The sequence below is a fragment of the Rhodococcus sp. SG20037 genome, from assembly GCF_031763325.1.
Classification (GTDB): Bacteria; Actinomycetota; Actinomycetes; order Mycobacteriales; family Mycobacteriaceae; genus Rhodococcus_F; species Rhodococcus_F qingshengii.
The window spans coordinates 1,428,357-1,444,813 of record NZ_CP134497.1; the positions used below are offsets into that span (position 1 = coordinate 1,428,357).

13 protein-coding genes are annotated in these 16,457 nt (G+C 59.4%); all 13 read left to right on the top strand.

Annotation, left to right across the window (positions count from 1 at the left end; genetic code table 11):
• Positions 1–38: 38 nt before the first annotated feature.
• The 13 genes from RHP72_RS06690 to RHP72_RS06745 all read left to right on the top strand — a co-directional run bounded on the left by RHP72_RS06690 (position 39) and on the right by RHP72_RS06745 (position 16,450).
• Positions 39–1,223, top strand: a complete 1,185-nt coding sequence (locus RHP72_RS06690; protein ID WP_228401970.1) for a polysaccharide biosynthesis protein — start codon at positions 39–41, stop codon at positions 1,221–1,223.
• A gap of 46 nt (positions 1,224–1,269) precedes the next feature.
• Positions 1,270–2,301 carry a GDP-mannose 4,6-dehydratase gene (gene gmd, locus RHP72_RS06695; protein WP_003943737.1) on the top strand — a complete coding sequence of 344 codons (1,032 nt, stop codon included), beginning with the start codon at positions 1,270–1,272 and terminating at the stop codon, positions 2,299–2,301.
• Complete coding sequence (locus RHP72_RS06700; RefSeq protein WP_007726619.1) at positions 2,298–3,266, top strand: GDP-L-fucose synthase; 969 nt, start codon at positions 2,298–2,300, stop codon at positions 3,264–3,266. Before gmd ends, RHP72_RS06700 begins: the two co-directional genes overlap by 4 nt.
• Positions 3,267–3,318: 52 nt before the next feature.
• Positions 3,319–4,644 (top strand): UDP-glucose/GDP-mannose dehydrogenase family protein, encoded by a 1,326-nt coding sequence (locus tag RHP72_RS06705; RefSeq protein ID WP_007726621.1) that lies wholly within the window; start codon positions 3,319–3,321, stop codon positions 4,642–4,644.
• Between the two features lie 656 nt (positions 4,645–5,300).
• On the top strand, positions 5,301–6,746 hold the full coding sequence (locus RHP72_RS06710) for a polysaccharide biosynthesis tyrosine autokinase (RefSeq protein WP_007726623.1): 1,446 nt from the start codon (positions 5,301–5,303) through the stop codon (positions 6,744–6,746).
• 365 nt (positions 6,747–7,111) lie between these two features.
• The gene (locus RHP72_RS29400) at positions 7,112–7,462 is read left to right on the top strand and encodes a GNAT family N-acetyltransferase (RefSeq protein ID WP_075832471.1); all 351 of its coding nucleotides are present in this window, start codon (positions 7,112–7,114) and stop codon (positions 7,460–7,462) included.
• A gap of 875 nt (positions 7,463–8,337) precedes the next feature.
• Positions 8,338–9,861: a sugar transferase gene (locus RHP72_RS06715; protein ID WP_311094485.1), complete on the top strand. Its 1,524-nt coding sequence runs from the start codon at positions 8,338–8,340 to the stop codon at positions 9,859–9,861.
• The gene (locus RHP72_RS06720; RefSeq protein WP_063314869.1) at positions 9,848–11,173 is read left to right on the top strand and encodes an O-antigen ligase; all 1,326 of its coding nucleotides are present in this window, start codon (positions 9,848–9,850) and stop codon (positions 11,171–11,173) included. Before RHP72_RS06715 ends, RHP72_RS06720 begins: the two co-directional genes overlap by 14 nt.
• 1 nt (position 11,174) lies before the next feature.
• Positions 11,175–12,386 (top strand): glycosyltransferase family 4 protein, encoded by a 1,212-nt coding sequence (locus tag RHP72_RS06725; protein WP_209907884.1) that lies wholly within the window; start codon positions 11,175–11,177, stop codon positions 12,384–12,386.
• On the top strand, positions 12,383–13,594 hold the full coding sequence (locus tag RHP72_RS06730) for a hypothetical protein (RefSeq protein ID WP_311094486.1): 1,212 nt from the start codon (positions 12,383–12,385) through the stop codon (positions 13,592–13,594). The genes RHP72_RS06725 and RHP72_RS06730 overlap by 4 nt, the downstream gene beginning before the upstream one ends.
• Entirely contained in the window at positions 13,591–14,487 is an 897-nt protein-coding gene (locus tag RHP72_RS06735; protein WP_311094487.1) for a glycosyltransferase, read from the top strand. The genes RHP72_RS06730 and RHP72_RS06735 overlap by 4 nt, the downstream gene beginning before the upstream one ends.
• Complete coding sequence (locus tag RHP72_RS06740) at positions 14,484–15,650, top strand: glycosyltransferase family 4 protein (RefSeq protein WP_192712049.1); 1,167 nt, start codon at positions 14,484–14,486, stop codon at positions 15,648–15,650. The genes RHP72_RS06735 and RHP72_RS06740 overlap by 4 nt, the downstream gene beginning before the upstream one ends.
• A 5-nt stretch (positions 15,651–15,655) precedes the next feature.
• Positions 15,656–16,450 (top strand): WecB/TagA/CpsF family glycosyltransferase, encoded by a 795-nt coding sequence (locus RHP72_RS06745; RefSeq protein WP_209448414.1) that lies wholly within the window; start codon positions 15,656–15,658, stop codon positions 16,448–16,450.
• Positions 16,451–16,457: the final 7 nt, after the last annotated feature.

A 16,457-nucleotide genomic window follows, 5' to 3' on the forward strand; every position in this document is an offset into this window, starting at 1 on the left:
GGGACTACGGCGTCGAGTACTACGCCTTCTATGCGCTGATGGCGTCCATGTTGAATCTACTTCCCTTCGCGGACTTCGGTATTGGCGCGACCATGGTGAACGCGACAGCAGATTACCGAAGTGGTGCACTCGATCGGATGTCGTTCCAATCCCATTTTCGGCGGGCGAGTCTGGTCACCGTTCTGGTATCCCTCGCTGTCGCAAGCCTCGCGTTCCTGTTCTATCAGATGGGGCTGTGGGTGCCAGTTCTAGGCGCAGTCGGTGAGATGGATCATGCGTCGGCGCTGGCCACAGTAGTGATTGTATCTGCGGCAGTTGGTATTCCATTGGGTTTGGGGTCACGCATCCTGCAGGGTTGCGGAAAGATGCGCGTTGTCGTTACCGCAGCGTTGATCGGTCCGATCATTCAACTGATCGTGATAGGGGTTTGTTGGACTACTCAGGCGCCGGCCTACCTGTTTGTTCTGGCACCGTGCGCAGGCTACCTCGCCGTCGGATTTCTTACCCTTGCTCTCGCGCTTCGATCGATTTCCGGCGATGAGGGTTCGTTGATCGGCTGGCGTCTTACAAGCCCGGTGCGAGTTCGCATAGCTGAAACGGCGGTTCCGTTTTTTCTCATATCGATCGGCATGGTTGTCGGGTTCCAGAGCCATAGGTTGCTGATCTCCACTTTTGGAACGGTCGAAGACGTCGCACAATATTCGGTGGTGGCGCAATTCGCTGGACCCCTGCTGGCTATCTTGGGAGTGATGGGCCAGAACTTGTGGTCAAGATATCGCGAGCGATACCGAATCGGGACACTTCGGGTGCGTGAATTCGCCCAGCATATAGTACTTCTCGGCACTGTGGGCGCCGTATTTGCGCTTGCTCTGGTCGTCATCAGCTATCCGGGAATTCGGTTTGTCTCGGGTGGAAGTCTTGTCGTCCCGCTGGCAACCGTTTTGGCCGGAAGTGTTTACATCCTTGTTGTTTCGGTGCATCAGCCGGCGGCGATGTTCCTCATGGACCCGCGAGGACTATGGTTGCAAGTCCTCTGTGTCTGGCTGAGCGGCCTCGTCGGAATGGTATTGGCAATATCCCTGATTCCTGAACTCGGAGCCGCCGCACTCTACTTGGGACTATCCGCAGGAATGGTTGTACTCCAGGTTATTCCGTGTATCTATATTTCGGTTCGGCGAATTTCAAGCATGGAGAAGGCGGTGGAGGCAGGCGTGACCGTGTGAATAGCTGCCCGAAAATCGTGAAGTCGCACATACATGAAGGAGAGAAATGAAGAAGGCACTGATCACAGGCATCACCGGTCAAGACGGCTCCTATCTCGCGGAGTTGTTGCTGGGCAAGGGATACGAGGTCCACGGACTTATTCGTAGATCGTCCACGTTCAATACAGCTCGAATCGATCACATGTATGTGGATCCCCACACGCCGGATGCAAAACTGTTCCTTCATTACGGAGATCTCAGCGACGGGGCGCGTTTGGTCACTCTTCTCGCACAGATACGCCCGGACGAGGTCTACAACCTCGCAGCGCAGTCCCATGTACGGGTAAGTTTCGACGAGCCCGAACATACCGGTGACACGACGGGAATCGGGTCGATCAGGCTGCTCGAAGCAGTCCGGATGGCTGGTCTCGAATGCAGGTTCTACCAGGCGTCCAGCTCCGAGATGTTCGGTGCGACACCGCCTCCGCAGGACGAGCAGACTCCCTTCTATCCGCGATCGCCGTACGGTGCGGCGAAGGTGTACTCGTACTGGATCACCAAGAACTACCGCGAGGCGTACGGGATCTTTGCCGTGAACGGAATTCTGTTCAACCACGAATCTCCGCGGCGAGGCGAAACATTCGTAACTCGCAAGATCACGCGAGCGGTGGCGCGGATCAAGGCCGGCCTGGAAAACGATTTGTACATGGGTAATCTCGATGCAATCCGCGACTGGGGCTACGCGCCGGAGTACGTGGAGGGAATGTGGAGGATGCTTCAGGCCGACGAGCCGGACGATTACGTGCTCGCGACAGGCGGTAACTACTCGGTCAAGGATTTCCTGACGGTGGCCTTCGAGCACGCGGGTCTGAACTGGGAAGATCATGTGCGCTTCGACGAGCGCTATCTGCGGCCGACGGAAGTAGACGCGTTGATCGGAGATGCAGGTAAGGCGGAGCAGAAGCTCGGCTGGAAGGCGACTGTACATACCCCCGAGCTGGCTCGAATCATGGTCGATGCGGACATAGAGGCTCTGAAGTGTGAGGGCAAGCCCTGGATCGACCGCCCGAACCTGGTGGATTGGGAGCATGCCCGATGACGGGGGAGTACGCGCAGAAGTCCCTCGATCGGAACGATGCGGTGTACGTCGCGGGCCATCGTGGACTCGTGGGTTCAGCGATCTGGCGTCGTTTGGAGGCCGACGGTTTCAATCGCCTTGTCGGTCGCACGTCCGCCGAACTCGATCTTCGCGACCGCGGTGCCGTGTTCGAGTTCTTCGCCGCCGAGAGGCCGAAGAACGTGGTCCTCGCGGCAGCCAAAGTGGGCGGGATACTGGCGAACAGCACACTGCCGGTGGACTTCATCTCCGACAACCTTCGCATCCAGGTGAACGTGATGGACGCGGCGGCCGAGTTCGACGTAGATCGCCTGCTGTTCCTCGGATCATCCTGCATCTACCCGAAATTCGCTCCTCAACCGATTCGCGAAGAATATTTGCTGACCGGTCATTTGGAACCGACGAACGATGCATATGCCATCGCCAAGATCGCGGGAATCCTGCAGGTACAGGCTGTTCGAAAGCAGTTCGGGCGTCCGTGGATCTCCGCGATGCCGACCAATCTCTACGGCCCGGGTGACAACTTCTCTGCCAAGGGCTCTCATGTGCTGCCAGCCCTCATCAGACGCTTCGACGACGCGCGCCGTGATGGAGCTGCTTCAGTCGTGAACTGGGGCAGCGGGACGCCGAGGCGCGAGTTTCTCCACGTCGACGATATGGCGGATGCCTGCCTTCATTTGCTCGACCACTATGACGGAGCAGAACACGTCAATGTTGGTACAGGCGAGGACCAGAGCATCGCGGAGATCTCTGCGATCGTGGCGGACGAGATCGGGTTCGACGGCGAGATCGAATGGGATCATTCGAAACCTGACGGGACGCCGCGGAAGTTGCTTGACATCGGGAAGCTTCGAGATTTGGGGTGGCAGCCCAGGATTGATCTTCGTGCGGGGATCGCATCGACCGTGGAGTGGTATCGACAGAACGTCGATTCGATCAGGACATGAAGTACTACAGCATTATTCGACGTAAACTCGACTTCGACAGGCAGACATCGTTATGACTTCTCGTATTGCGGTATTCGGCACAGGCTACCTCGGGGCGACACACGCAGCTTGCATGGCCGAGTTGGGTCACGAGGTTCTCGGGGTGGATGTTGATCCGAACAAGCTCGCTATGCTCGAAGCTGGGGAGGTTCCTTTCTACGAACCGGGACTCGAGGAAGTACTGCGCCGCAACATAGCCGCGGGACGTCTTCGATTCACGGCTTCCTACGAGGAGGCCGCAGAGTTCGCCGACATCCACTTCCTCGGCGTCGGTACGCCGCAGAAGAAGGGGGAGTTCGCGGCCGACATGCGTTTTGTCGATTCGGTGATCGAGACACTCGCACCCCTCTTGACCAGGCCGACCGTAATCTTCGGGAAATCAACTGTGCCAGTCGGTACAGCAGAGCGATTGGGTGCGCGGGCACGGGAACTGGCGCCTGCCGGACAAGACGTGGAGGTGGCGTGGAACCCGGAATTTCTCCGGGAAGGCTACGCGGTGAAAGACACGCTTCACCCGGACCGGCTTGTGCTCGGGGTCGACCGCAATCGACCCGGACGTGCGGAATCGATTGCGCGTGAAGTGTACGAGCAACTCTTGAACGAAGGTATTCCCTTTGTTGTGACCGACCTTGCGACTTCGGAGTTGGTCAAAGCATCAGCCAATGCATTTCTGGCAACGAAGATCTCGTTCATCAATGCGATCTCGGAGGTGTGCGAGGCTTCAGGTGCGGATGTGACCGTTCTTGCCGATGCCATCGGCCATGACGAGAGAATTGGTAGGCGATTCCTCAACGCCGGAATCGGTTTCGGTGGGGGCTGCTTACCGAAGGACATCCGTGCTTTCATGGCACGTGCTGGTGAGCTGGGAGCAGATCAAGCACTCACATTCCTACGCGAAGTCGACAATATCAACATGCGTCGTCGTACTCGGATGGTCGAACTGGCTCGAGAAGCGTGTGGTTCTCTACTCGGAGCCAATGTGGCGGTTCTCGGTGCAGCCTTCAAGCCTGACTCCGACGACGTGCGCGACTCACCTGCGCTGAACGTTGCCGGGCAGATTCAGCTGCAAGGCGCTGCCGTCAATGTCTATGACCCGAAGGCGATGGGAAACTCGAAGGCGTTGTTCCCCACCCTCACTTACACTTCGAGCGCACTTGAAGCGTGTGCAGGCGCTGATGTCGTCTTGGTTCTGACCGAGTGGGCCGAGTTTCGAAAGTTGTTGCCGTCGGACCTCGAACCTGTCGTCCGCAAGAAGGTCATCATCGACGGACGTAACTGTCTGGAACCGACCACCTGGCGCGACGCAGGGTGGACCTACCGAGGTCTCGGAAGGCCGTAAACCGGTGAAACCTTCACGGAGGGTGGGTGTTGTAGGCATCGAGGGGAAGTGGCCGTGTGCCCAGGACCAAAGTCCGTCAGCGAGCGAGCTGTGGCCGGGGGAGATGCTGGGATAGCCGCTCGTGCATCACAGGGTGAGGGGCATGTTGCCTTGTTCGGTTGGTATGCATCAACTTCCGGCGGCAAGTTGCGTAGTTGGTCGTCGACGGACGTTGGTCCTACGGCCCGCTGTGGTATGTGACCCTTTCATGGTCGGCACAGTCGACTGACGATGTCTAGGAAGTTTCGAGGCTCCGTTGCGGTGGTGAAAAGACCAATGACGCAGTAGAGTTCAGCCTGGCTGCACGTTGTGTCTGCTCTGCGCGATGTGCGAGTGGGCCCGATGTCAGTGTCGCGGGTTTGTCAGTGTCGCGGGTTTGTCAGTGTCGCGTGTTCGCCACTTCCCGATCATGCATCGGCCAGGAAGTGAGATGTGTGAGATGCCGTGAAGGCCTCTCCCCCCTGGCTGTTTCGGCAAATACCTCGCGCTGTGACGCAGGGACACGCGATAGAAGATTGGCTGCCTCGTTCAGCCTGCATTGAGTGCAGCGGCTCGACAGCGGCTGTCGATTACTACTCGAAGACGTGATACGTGTTCGAGCCGAAGGAGATTCGACGATGGATGTACGGGACTACCTGAAGATTTTGCAGGCACGGTGGAAGATAGTCGCTGTCGTCACTGTGGTCGTGATCTTGGGCGCATTGGGCGCCTCGTTGATTGCCACGCCGATCTACCAGGCTTCCACGCGCCTGTTCGTGTCGACTTCTACCGGAACAACCGTGAACGAGGCTTACCAAGGTAACCAGCTCTCACAGCAGTTGGTCACTTCCTACGCCAAGCTCCTTACCGGCGAGACACTGGCACAGAGAACGATCGATTCAGTCGGGCCCGATCGACTCGGCGGGCTTTCCGCTGCGGAGATTTCGTCCAAGGTGACCGCCACATCGGCGCCGGATACAGTACTGCTCGATTTGAGCGTGCAAGATGCGTCGCCTGAACTGGCACGTGAAATCGCAAATGCGCTCTCGGACGAGTTTGTCGTGATGGTCAAAGATCTGGGTACGCCCGCAAATGGTGGCACAGCACCTGCGCGCGTCGTTGTCGAACAGCGAGCACAAACTCCCGCGGAACCGGTGTCGCCGAAGACTTCGCGGAACGTGGCGCTCGGTGCCGCGATCGGGCTTCTGCTGGGGATCGGGTTGGCTGTGGTGCGTGATCGCCTGGACAACACCGTCAAAGAGCGCAAGGTGGTCGAAGACATCGCCGGCGCGGCGATGGTGGGAACAATTCCGTTCGACAAGGAACGCGAAGTTCATCAAGCGATCAACTTCCACGAGGGCAACTCCGCAAGTGCCGAGGCGTACCGCGAGCTGCGAACCAATCTGCAGTTCCTGGCCGTGGATCGCCCACCGAGTGTCATCGTCGTTACGAGTTCTCTTCCCTCCGAGGGAAAGACCACGACTGCGGTGAACATCGCACTCGTGTTGGCCGAGGCAGGCAAGAAGGTGTGTCTCGTCGAAGGTGACCTCCGTAAGCCTCGCGTTTCGAAGTATCTGGGACTTATCGGAAGCGTTGGTCTGAGCTCGGTCCTGGCCGGGCAAGCAGATCTCGACGACGTACTTCAAGTCACGAGCAATGCTGACCTGACGGTTCTTGCCTCAGGTCCGATTCCCCCGAACCCGAGCGAACTTCTGGGCACTGACACTGCCCATGCGGTCTTTACCGATCTCCGCAGAAGGTTCGACTACGTCATCATCGACGCCTCGCCGTTGCTTCCGGTTACGGATGCTGCAGTTCTTTCAGCGCTGGCGGACGGTGCGCTAGTGATTGCTCGTCACGGCACGACGAAGAGGGAACAGCTGAGCAGGGCGGTCGGCAATCTCCACAGTGTGGGCGCGACGATTCTCGGTACTGTCATCACGATGACCCCGCTGAACGGTCGTGGTGTCTACGAGTACAAGTACTACTACGATTCCGATCCGGTTGTCGCTGACGTGGCCGTGGAAGGGTCCGTGGACAGCAATCCAGTCGGCGAACGAAAGGTCACGTCGACAGTCATCTGACCTGGTCGTACGGTAAATCCCGACGCCTCACAGGGCCCTCGAGCAAAGCTCGAGGGCCCTTCTCTGTGTGGTGAATCGGACGCAATTCTCTAGTCGGGTCCTCTGAGTCTGCGACGCGCAGTGCGGAATACGGGTTCATCGGCCGTCGCAGTAATTGGGTAGGCACGGGCATGCGGGATGTGACGCTGCGGTCTGAGCTGTCCCTGCTTGACCAGTGCCTCTATGACTGTCGATCTGGTTGCGCCCGACGGGGCCTTGGGCGTCTTGGTTGGAATCGCGTAGCGAGTGTGGCGGACCGCAGGCGGACCAGCCCGATTCGGCCTCGAGAGTTTCGCAACGCCTAGATGTCGATCTGGCATCCCTCGATGGATTTGGACAGCGGGTGCGGGGGTTGTCGGCCAGCTGCGACTCAGCATGAACGAGTTCTTGGCCGATGTCGGTGGTCATATCGGCCACGGGTCCGTCGGTCGGAGGGCCGGAAAGGGATAGCGTCGACTGCTCTGGGTGAGGCGCTCGCGTATGTCGGCGACCCGGTGGGGCTCAGTCGCGTCCTGGTTACCTGCGACGAAAGGAACCCGGTTTCGCGTAAGGCAATCGAAGCGTGCGGGGGTTTACTCGAGAGCGTGCGCCCAGCTGATCAGTTGTCCCGCAATGTCGGTTGTTCGAGAGACACGCTCCGCTACTGGGTGCGAACGAGCGTGTCGAGCGTCCGTTGACCCTACACGGCCACACACGTTTGCCATGGCCATAGCCATAGCCATCGGTAGCAGTCGCCCCGCTTTGCAGCCGAGCGGCTGCGCAACTCGCATGTCCCTAATTGGGCTGTGCTGCAACTATTTCAGGACATCACCGGCGATCGCTGGCGGTCCACACTCCTCCTTTTGCATGTCTGAATTCTCGGTGTCGCCCGATCGTAGGTTCGCGCAATGCCGGCCAGGAGTAGGTAAGACGCCCAGAGGCGAAGTGTCGAACAATCGTCCAGGGCTGAGTGGATGCTGAGCGCATCAAAGTATGGATTGCAGAGTGTTTACCAACCGCGTGCTGGTTTCCGTCCAAACGCGGAGCCCAAATGGGCTAGGCGATGAAAACTATAGGTACGCAATGGTAATGGTGAGCAATGCTCACTCCTTCTTGTCGGAGGGTGAATAACTGACGTCAATGCTGGCGTCGGGAAGAACTTCGGAAAGCGCTATTGCCACGCTGTCCGGAATGTGGCAAACTCCTCACTGGTACTGACCAGCTAGCCGAAGAGTTGCCAAGATGTGAGTCCTGGCAATATCGAGGCCGGCGACGTCAGCGGGCGAGGAGAAATCGCCGATCGTCCTGTGTTTGGGTTGTTAGTGGACTCTGCTTCAATCATGGGGTGTGAGCTGCGGCAATGCCGCAATAATAGACAGTTGGGCCGAGGCCTGACAATAGTCGCCGGGTTAACTGCAAGGCGCACGTAATGCGACCATACGCACTGAACGCAGCAATGCGGAGCAGTTGCTTCGCTGTCGAAGTTTCGGGAATCGGCAAGGCGGTCCGATGGACCTCGGCCGGTGAACATCTTCAGGCCGAATTCTGTGCATGGGGAAAGGTTTCTGAACACATGACGGTTCTCGAGATGGCCGCGCCCACGAAAGAGCGGCCACAACAACACCGACGAGTAACGCCGGAGAGGGCCGGTGGAGTTTCCGCACGCAGGAAATGGCAATCTGCGTATCTTGGTCGTCTGGCGATCACCGACACGATCATCGTTGCGGCAGTTGTGTTTCTGGCTCAATGGTGGCGATTCGGTAGCGACGCGGATGTCGTCGACGGTGAAGCATTCGGCCATTTCAGCTACACCGCACTGTCTTTCGCCCTGATTATCGGCTGGTTTGCCGTACTGACGGTATTTCGGACCAGATCTCCTCGTGTGATCGGAAGCGGCCCTGAAGAGTACCGATTGATCGCTGTCGGAACGCTCCGCCTGTTCGGACTGATTGCGATCGCCAGCCTTCTCCTTCACCTGGAGATCGCGCGCCTGTACCTTGCCGTGGCGTTTCCGATGGGATTGACCGCCTTGATCGCGAGTCGTTGGATCTGGCGACGGGTGATTGCTCGTGAGCGAGCCCGAGGTGAATTTCGAACTGCCGTACTTGTGGTCGGTGTGCGAGGGGCGGTTGTCGATCTTGCACGCAACCTCGAGCGCGACGATGCCCATGGATACCGAGTTGTCGGAGTCTGCGTACCCGGCTACGGAGGAGACGTGGGCGAAGTTGTCACAGTGAACGGTCGGGACATTCCGGTGCTCGGAGACGAGCACAGTGTCACCGACGCACTCGAACAGGTCGGTGCCGACACGGTGGCGGTGACGGCGTCGGAGCGACTCGGACCGGAAGGGCTGCGCAAGCTGGCCTGGGATCTCGAGCGCGATCATGTGGACCTTGTTGTCGCACCGGGGATTCTGGATGTGTCCGGGCCGAGGCTCTCGATGCGCCCGGTCGCAGGATTTCCGCTGATTCATGTCGAGCGTCCGCGCTATCACGGCGCACAGAAGTTCTCGAAGACGACCTTCGACGTTGCTTTCGCGGCGCTCGTGCTGGCCGTGATCAGTCCGGTGCTTCTGGCGGCTGCGATCGCCGTCAAGCTCACGAGCAAGGGTCCGGTTCTGTACAAGTCGGAGCGGATGGGGTTGGACGGTCAGCCGTTCCCCATGCTCAAGTTCCGCTCGATGGTCCAGAATGCGGATTCACAGGTCACGGCACTGATGAAGGAGAACGAAGGCGCCGGAGTGCTTTTCAAGATGCGAGACGATCCGCGTGTGACGACGGTAGGTCGATTCACGCGCCGATACTCGATCGACGAGTTGCCCCAGTTCGTCAATGTCCTCCGGCGAGAGATGAGTGTTGTAGGACCGCGGCCACCGCTTCGGCGCGAGGTCGAGATGTACGACGACGCGGTCAGTCGTCGGCTACTGGTCAAGCCCGGTGTCACCGGCCTGTGGCAGGTCAGTGGACGTTCTGATCTTTCGTGGGAAGACACTGTCCGCCTGGACCTTTCCTACGTCGACAACTGGTCGATGATGGGTGACGTCATGATCGTCGCGAAGACGCTCAAGGCGGTGGTGGGAAGTGATGGCGCCTACTGACAAGAAGGCGGTACCGGCGCCTTGCGAAAATGAGGCACCGAACAATCCGCTGATCTTGCGAACGACATTGGTGATCGCGGTCATCGGCGCGAGCGGAGCCTTTCAGGCGTACACGCAGAGGACAGCGCTCGGATCGTTGCTCGTACACGGTTCGGCCGTTCTTTCGGCGACAATTGCGTTGGTCTACTTCCTCGACCGGCGATACTCACGCAATACGACGTGGCCTGTCTTCACGCTTATGATCTCGGCCGGCGTCCCGGCAACCAGTTGGCACTGGTCGACACTGCCCCGGAACTCCGCCGTCGCCGGCATCGTCGTCGTGTGCCTGGCGATCACGGGAATCATCGTCGCCCGTGAGTTGACCTTCGCGGTGCGAGTGCGGACTGTTGCCCTCACCTTGCTGGTACTTCTCGTGCTGTCGCTGATGGTCGTGTTCCTCGATCCTTCGACTGGCATCGACGTGGACACCCGCGCCGTTGCTTATCGCGGAATCTTCACGCACAAGAACACTTTGGGACGAATGGCTGCCATCGAAGTTGTACTTGTCGGTGTCATGCTCATGCTTCCCGACGGCAAGCGTATTCCGTGGGTGGCGGCGCTGGCTGTCGCCGGCATCGTGTTGTTCGAGGCCCGGAGCCAGACCGGTCTCGTCGCTGCGGGGATTGCGCTGGCGACAATGCTTGCTCTGAGGTGCTTTCGACGGACACCGAACGCTCACCTCGCCTCGACTGTGATCATCGGCCTGTACCTCGGGGTGTCCGGCGCGATGAAGGTGCTCGGACCCGATGTCGCGGCGCTACTCTCGCGAGATGTCACGCTGACCGGCCGGTTACATCTCTGGACGGTATCCGACTACTACGCCGAACAGCGGCCTCTGCTCGGATGGGGCTTCGGCTCGGTGTGGGCGCCGGACAGTGCAGTGGGGCAGATGATTCGGTCAAAGCTGTCCTTTCCGGCGACCAGCGCACACAACGGAATGCTCGACATTCGGCTGCAGATCGGTTGGATCGGATTCCTGCTGCTGTTGGCCGGCTATTACCTGCTTCTGAGCACGGCGCTCGGGCGAGCCCGCAGCAGAACGGAGTACATCGCCGTCGTCGCGATCATGGTTCTCGTCTTCTCGATGGACTTGACGGAGTCGACGCTCTTCTTCGGCGCCATGTGGCTGATCGCATGGGTCTTCCTGGCGCCGTACGGACCCTCGACCCACCGCTCTCACAGTGCGGGCAACGCCGAGTTGTCGATCCGTGGGGTTCGTGCCGACAAGAACGACGCGTACAGGTTCGCTCCGGAGCGAAGAGGAGGTCACTGAGATGTACAAGTCGTTCGATGTAGCGCGTTCGAAGCCTGAAGTGAACCCGACGTCCACCGGTGGATTCACGCCGCCGAAAGCCTTGATGTTCCATGCGATCTATCGGAATCCGGGTGGTGAGGAGCAGAGCTTCGCCAACGAATCCAAGCTCCTGAAATCGATCGGATACGAGACGGTTCAGTGCACCACCGAGAATTCCAAGATCTCCCGGGGACCGTGGGCGGCAGTCACCGCAGTGTTCAGTCCTCGCGTACTCGTCGATGCGTTGCGCATCATCCGTTCGGAGCGCCCCGACGTCATCTACGTGAACAATCTCTGGCCGGCGTTCTCGGCTTCGTTGCTCGTGGCCTCAAGAGCCGCCGCAATTCCTACATTGCAGGCGGTTCGGAACTATCGCCTCGCCACACCGTCAGCCAAGTTGCGCGCAGATGGCACGTGCACCGAATGCGGTTCCACCAAATACTTCACGAGTTGTGTCCGCAACGGATGCTACGGAAACAGCCGACTGCAGAGCCTTGTCTGCTACCTGAGCGCTACGGCGGTCAAGCTGAGCGTCTTTGGGTGGAAGCAGCACAGGTTCGTCGCAACGAGCGCGATGACAGCACGTCTGGTCGAAGGACGACTGATCAGTTCTGGCCGAGTCGTGGTTCGTCCGAACTTCGGATTCGAAGAAAATGAACCCGAGTTTCGGAGCACTGATTCGGTTGTGTGCGTCAGCCGACTGACACCGGAGAAGGGCGTCCTGGATTTGGTGCGCAACTGGCCGCAGGGCGCTGGAAGTCCCTCGCTCACAGTTCTCGGTGACGGACCGCAGTACGGCGAGATCTCCAGCATAAGCGCAGCTCTCGACAACGTCACGCTGGCCGGATTCACTTCGCACGAAGATGTGATCGAGATACTTCGCGACAGTGCGGCGTCCGTGGTGCCGTCTCAATGGGCAGAACCGTTCGGACGCGTTGCGATCGAATCGATGTCGGTTGGCACCCCGGTGATCTACGCAACCAACGGTGCACTCGCGGACATCGTCGGACCGGGCGGAACGCCTCTCCATACCTTGGAAGAGTCGTCGATACGCGAGGCCCTCGATCGAATCTTCGGAGCGGACGATCGATCGGCGATACGCAGATCTGCTTATCGTCACTACTCGAATCGCTTCACATCGCGCAAAGCGGCGACGTCGATGCGTGAGCTCATCGACGAGGTGAGATCGTGAAAGATCGCACTCGGCATGTGACATTCATGGCCGATCAAGGGCTTTCGAGCGTCCTCACTTTTGTCGTTCTCACCTCGGTGGCACGACTCGGTGGTCCGATCGAAGTCGGCCAGGTTGCCGTGATTCAATCGGCGGGTCTGTTGGCACTGGCACTGGGGAGAGCGATCGGCGTCGACGTCTGGCTGTCGCGAGGGGCGGGGTCTGACGAGCGTGGACCGGCGTTGGCACCCACGATCGTGCTGGCGGCGGTATCGGTGACATCGGTGTGGGCACTGTTCGTGATCGCCGGCTCGGACTCGATGAATATCACGGTATACGCCTTGGCTGCAGCTGGTTTCGTGGTGTTGGACGTGATACGCACGATGCTGATGCACGACGGTGCGAGTTGGATCTCTGTGTCGATACAGATCGTGACACTCTCGTTCGTCCTTATTGCAGCTTTCCTGCTCGAGAATCTGACACTTGCACTCGTGACCTATACGGTCGGTGTCTTCGTCGCGCTCGCTCTTGGTCACGCATCCATGCGTCTGGTACCGCCGGTACCGTCGATCAGGTACTCGCGCACTCACCGATATAGATCCGTGCCGTTTGCGATCGAGATATTGATGGGATCAGCTGCGCAGCAGGCGATGTTCTTGATACTCACTGTGGTGGCGTCGATCTCGATGATCGGTGAGATCAGAACTGCCCAGACACTGCTCGGTCCACTGTCCTTGATGTTCGCGGGCATCTCGCCAATTCTGATGCGTAAGTTCGGCAGTGGTGTCGAAGCGATGAGCCCGAGCGAGTGCATGGCACTCGGCCGCCGAGTGGGCTTGCAGATCTTCTGGGTTTCGATCATCTGCGTTTCGCTGATCTGTCTCACGCTCGAGATTCGACTCTCGGGAGTGCGATTGATGGATCATCTGGTCGGGTCGCACTTTCCGAACTTGATACCGGTCATTCTGCTGTGCGGGTTGGCGGTGGCGTTCAACGGGATTCTTCTGGGCGTCGGTACCTCGATCCGCGTCGTGGACAAGACGGGAAACCTCAACAGATTTCGCGCCTTGCTGTTACCTCTGCAGTTTCTGATCGTTCTCGGGACGGGACTGACCGACAGCGCCGTACCCGTCGCAGGAGCATTGGCCGCGTCGGCGTGCGTCAGCGCGAGCGTCGCACTTCTGGTTTCGATGAACCGTGACGCCCGACCGAAAGTTGACCTCTCATGAAGAATCCCAGCGGCGTCGTAGTGGCGATTCTGACCTTCCGTCGTGAATCGGAACTGGCTGTCTGCATCGACAGCGTCCGGGCATCGATCCAGGCTTCCGGTGCCTCCGCCCAGGTCGTAGTAGGCGACAACGATCCGGAATCCACCACGCCGACGTATGTTGCCGACGGGATCGAACGACTGCATCTCGGATTCGGCGGGGTATCTCCGGCGCGACGTGCGCTGGTCGATCTCGCCCGTGCACGAGATCGTCGTTACATCGTCTTCGTCGACGACGACGAGTACGTCGATGTCGACTGGCTGTCGAATCTCCTCACCTGCGCCGCAGATTTCGACGCAGGTGCTGTGGCCGGTCCTGTGATTCCGGTGGGTCTGCCTGCCTCGGAACTTCCATTGCACACTCGCGTTCGCCATTCGACCGGCACCCCGGTTGCGTCTGCAGGCGCTGGAAATCTGTTGTTGGACCTGAAGGCTTTGAACGGCTTGAACTTCAGTGACGACTGGGATCTACCTGGCGGCGAGGACACCGAGTTCACGCTCAGGATGAGCGCCGGCGGTGTCCGGTTGGTGTGGTGCGACGAGGCGCTTGCGTACGAACCGGTAGACGAGGATCGGCGTCGGGATTCCTGGCTCTTCGCCCGGTATGTCAACAACGGACGAATCCTCGCGGTCTGTCAGGGACAGCTCGAGCTGCCACTGTTGGCGGCTCAGAGTGCCAAACGCGCTCTGCTCGTACTCGCGTCGGCGACGTTGATCCCCGTTGCCTTGATCAGTCCACGGATCAAGCGCGTGGTTCTCGACAACGGTGCACGCAACATCGGTTGGTTCTCAGAGCGATTCAGCCGCAGCGATTCTCGGACGCCGCGCGCACAGAGGCTGGTGGTAGCGCGATGACACGGTTGTTGATGACGGCATACGCCTGCGATCCGAATCAGGGGAGTGAATCCGGTGCGGGTTGGGCGCTTCTCTCGGCAGCTTCCGAACTGTGTGAGTCGATCACGGTGGTGACTCGCTCCGGTGAGGCTCCCGAATTGGAATCAGAGTGTGAACAGCTCGGTTGCGAAGTTCGTGTCGTGCGAATAGCGACTTTGCCCGCGGAAGAAGCCGGATCGTACGGTCGATACCTCCGATGGCTCTGGCACACCTCACTGTTCGTTCGGCGTGAAGCGGCAAACTTCGACGTCCTGCATCATGCAACGTTCGCCTCCGACTGGTTGCCCCCACCGGTGCTGTTCGGTGGAGCCGGCGGAGTACGACTGGTATGGGGGCCTGCCGGGGGCAACACCTACCCGCCGATGCCGCTCGCCAGGCGCATCGGTATGCGGTACCTGGCAACCACGGCAGTTCGGACCTGCTCCACGAAAGCCGTTCGGTCACTGACACACATCTTCATGTCCGGACGAGTCGACACTTTCATCGCGATGAACTCCGACAGCGGACGAGGCGCACCGCGGGCACGCAATGTCGTCGTCCAACCCAATTGTGTTCTGGACTACGACGGAATCGAGAAGCAAGCGGTACCCAGACCGAAACGAAGACTCTTGTTCGTAGGAAGACTGTTGCAATACAAAGGAATCGACCTGATTCTGGATGCGCTCGAGCAGCTGGGCACCGATTGGTCCATGACCTTTGTCGGGGACGGACCCGCCCGCGGGCGGATCGAGAAGTCGCTTCCGTATCGGCGCGGTCAGGTCACGCTTCGCGGATGGCGCGACAGATCGGAAGTGGTAAGCGAGATGGGGGCCTCCTCCGCTCTGCTCTTCCCGAGCATGCACGATTCGGGCGGCTGGGTGGCGGCCGAAGCGGCTGCGGTGGGCCTGCCGGTGGTCTGTTTGGATCTCGGCGGTGTGCCGACACTGGCAGGTAGGAACGCCGTGACGATCCCGGTTGCTCCGGCGTCGACTCTCGCCTCTCGTATCGCTCGATCGATTGTCGAGACCGAGCTTTCTCTCTTTGAACCGCAACGTGATTGGACTCGGTCCCGGTTGACATCGGTGTTGTCGCGCAGCTACGGCCAGTGCAATGAACGTCGACAAACGAACTCGGAAAAGTGGTGAGACAGATGAGCAGTCCGTTCGAGGTCATCGAGGTGGGTGGCATTCCGTTTGCCGCGACCAATCTCGAGAGAGCTACCGATTGGGTGGTCAACGACAGACGAGAGGGAGCCGGAACCGGAGTCTCCGTGAGGTTGTCGAATTCCTACTGCGTGTCGGCGGCGCACAGTGATCGCGACTACTCCGCGGTTTTGAAGGGTCCCGGTGTGAACTTCGCAGACGGAACCCCGGTCAGCTGGGTGATGCGCCTGATCGGCGGCACCGCCGATCACGTCGGTGTTCGACCAGTCCGGGGTCCGTCGTTCTTCGAGGCCACCCTGGACAAGGGACGCCGCTACAGCCTTCGTCACCATTTTGTCGGCACGACAGAAGAGACGTTGATTCTCTTGACGGATCGAGTCGAGGAGTTGTACCCGGGAATCAAGGTGGCCGGCACATATGCCCCGCCGTTTGCCGCGTTCAGCAAGGAGTTCGTCGACGACATCATCACGAAGATCGATCCGACGTCACCGGACATCGTGTGGGTCGGTCTGGGTGCGCCGAAGCAGGACTTTGTCACGAAGGCGATAGCGGATCGAACCGACTACGTGGCCGTCGGTGTCGGCGCGGCCTTCGACTTCTTGGCCGGAACTGTTTCGGAGGCACCATCTTTCGTCCAGAACTCGGGTTTCGAGTGGTTGTATCGACTTGTATCCGAACCCAAACGTCTGTGGCGGCGCTACCTGTTCGGTAACTCGACATTCATACGGCTGGCATCACGTGACATACGAAAAGTCTTCGGCCGTTTGGGGGGACGCGCATGAGCGAGAT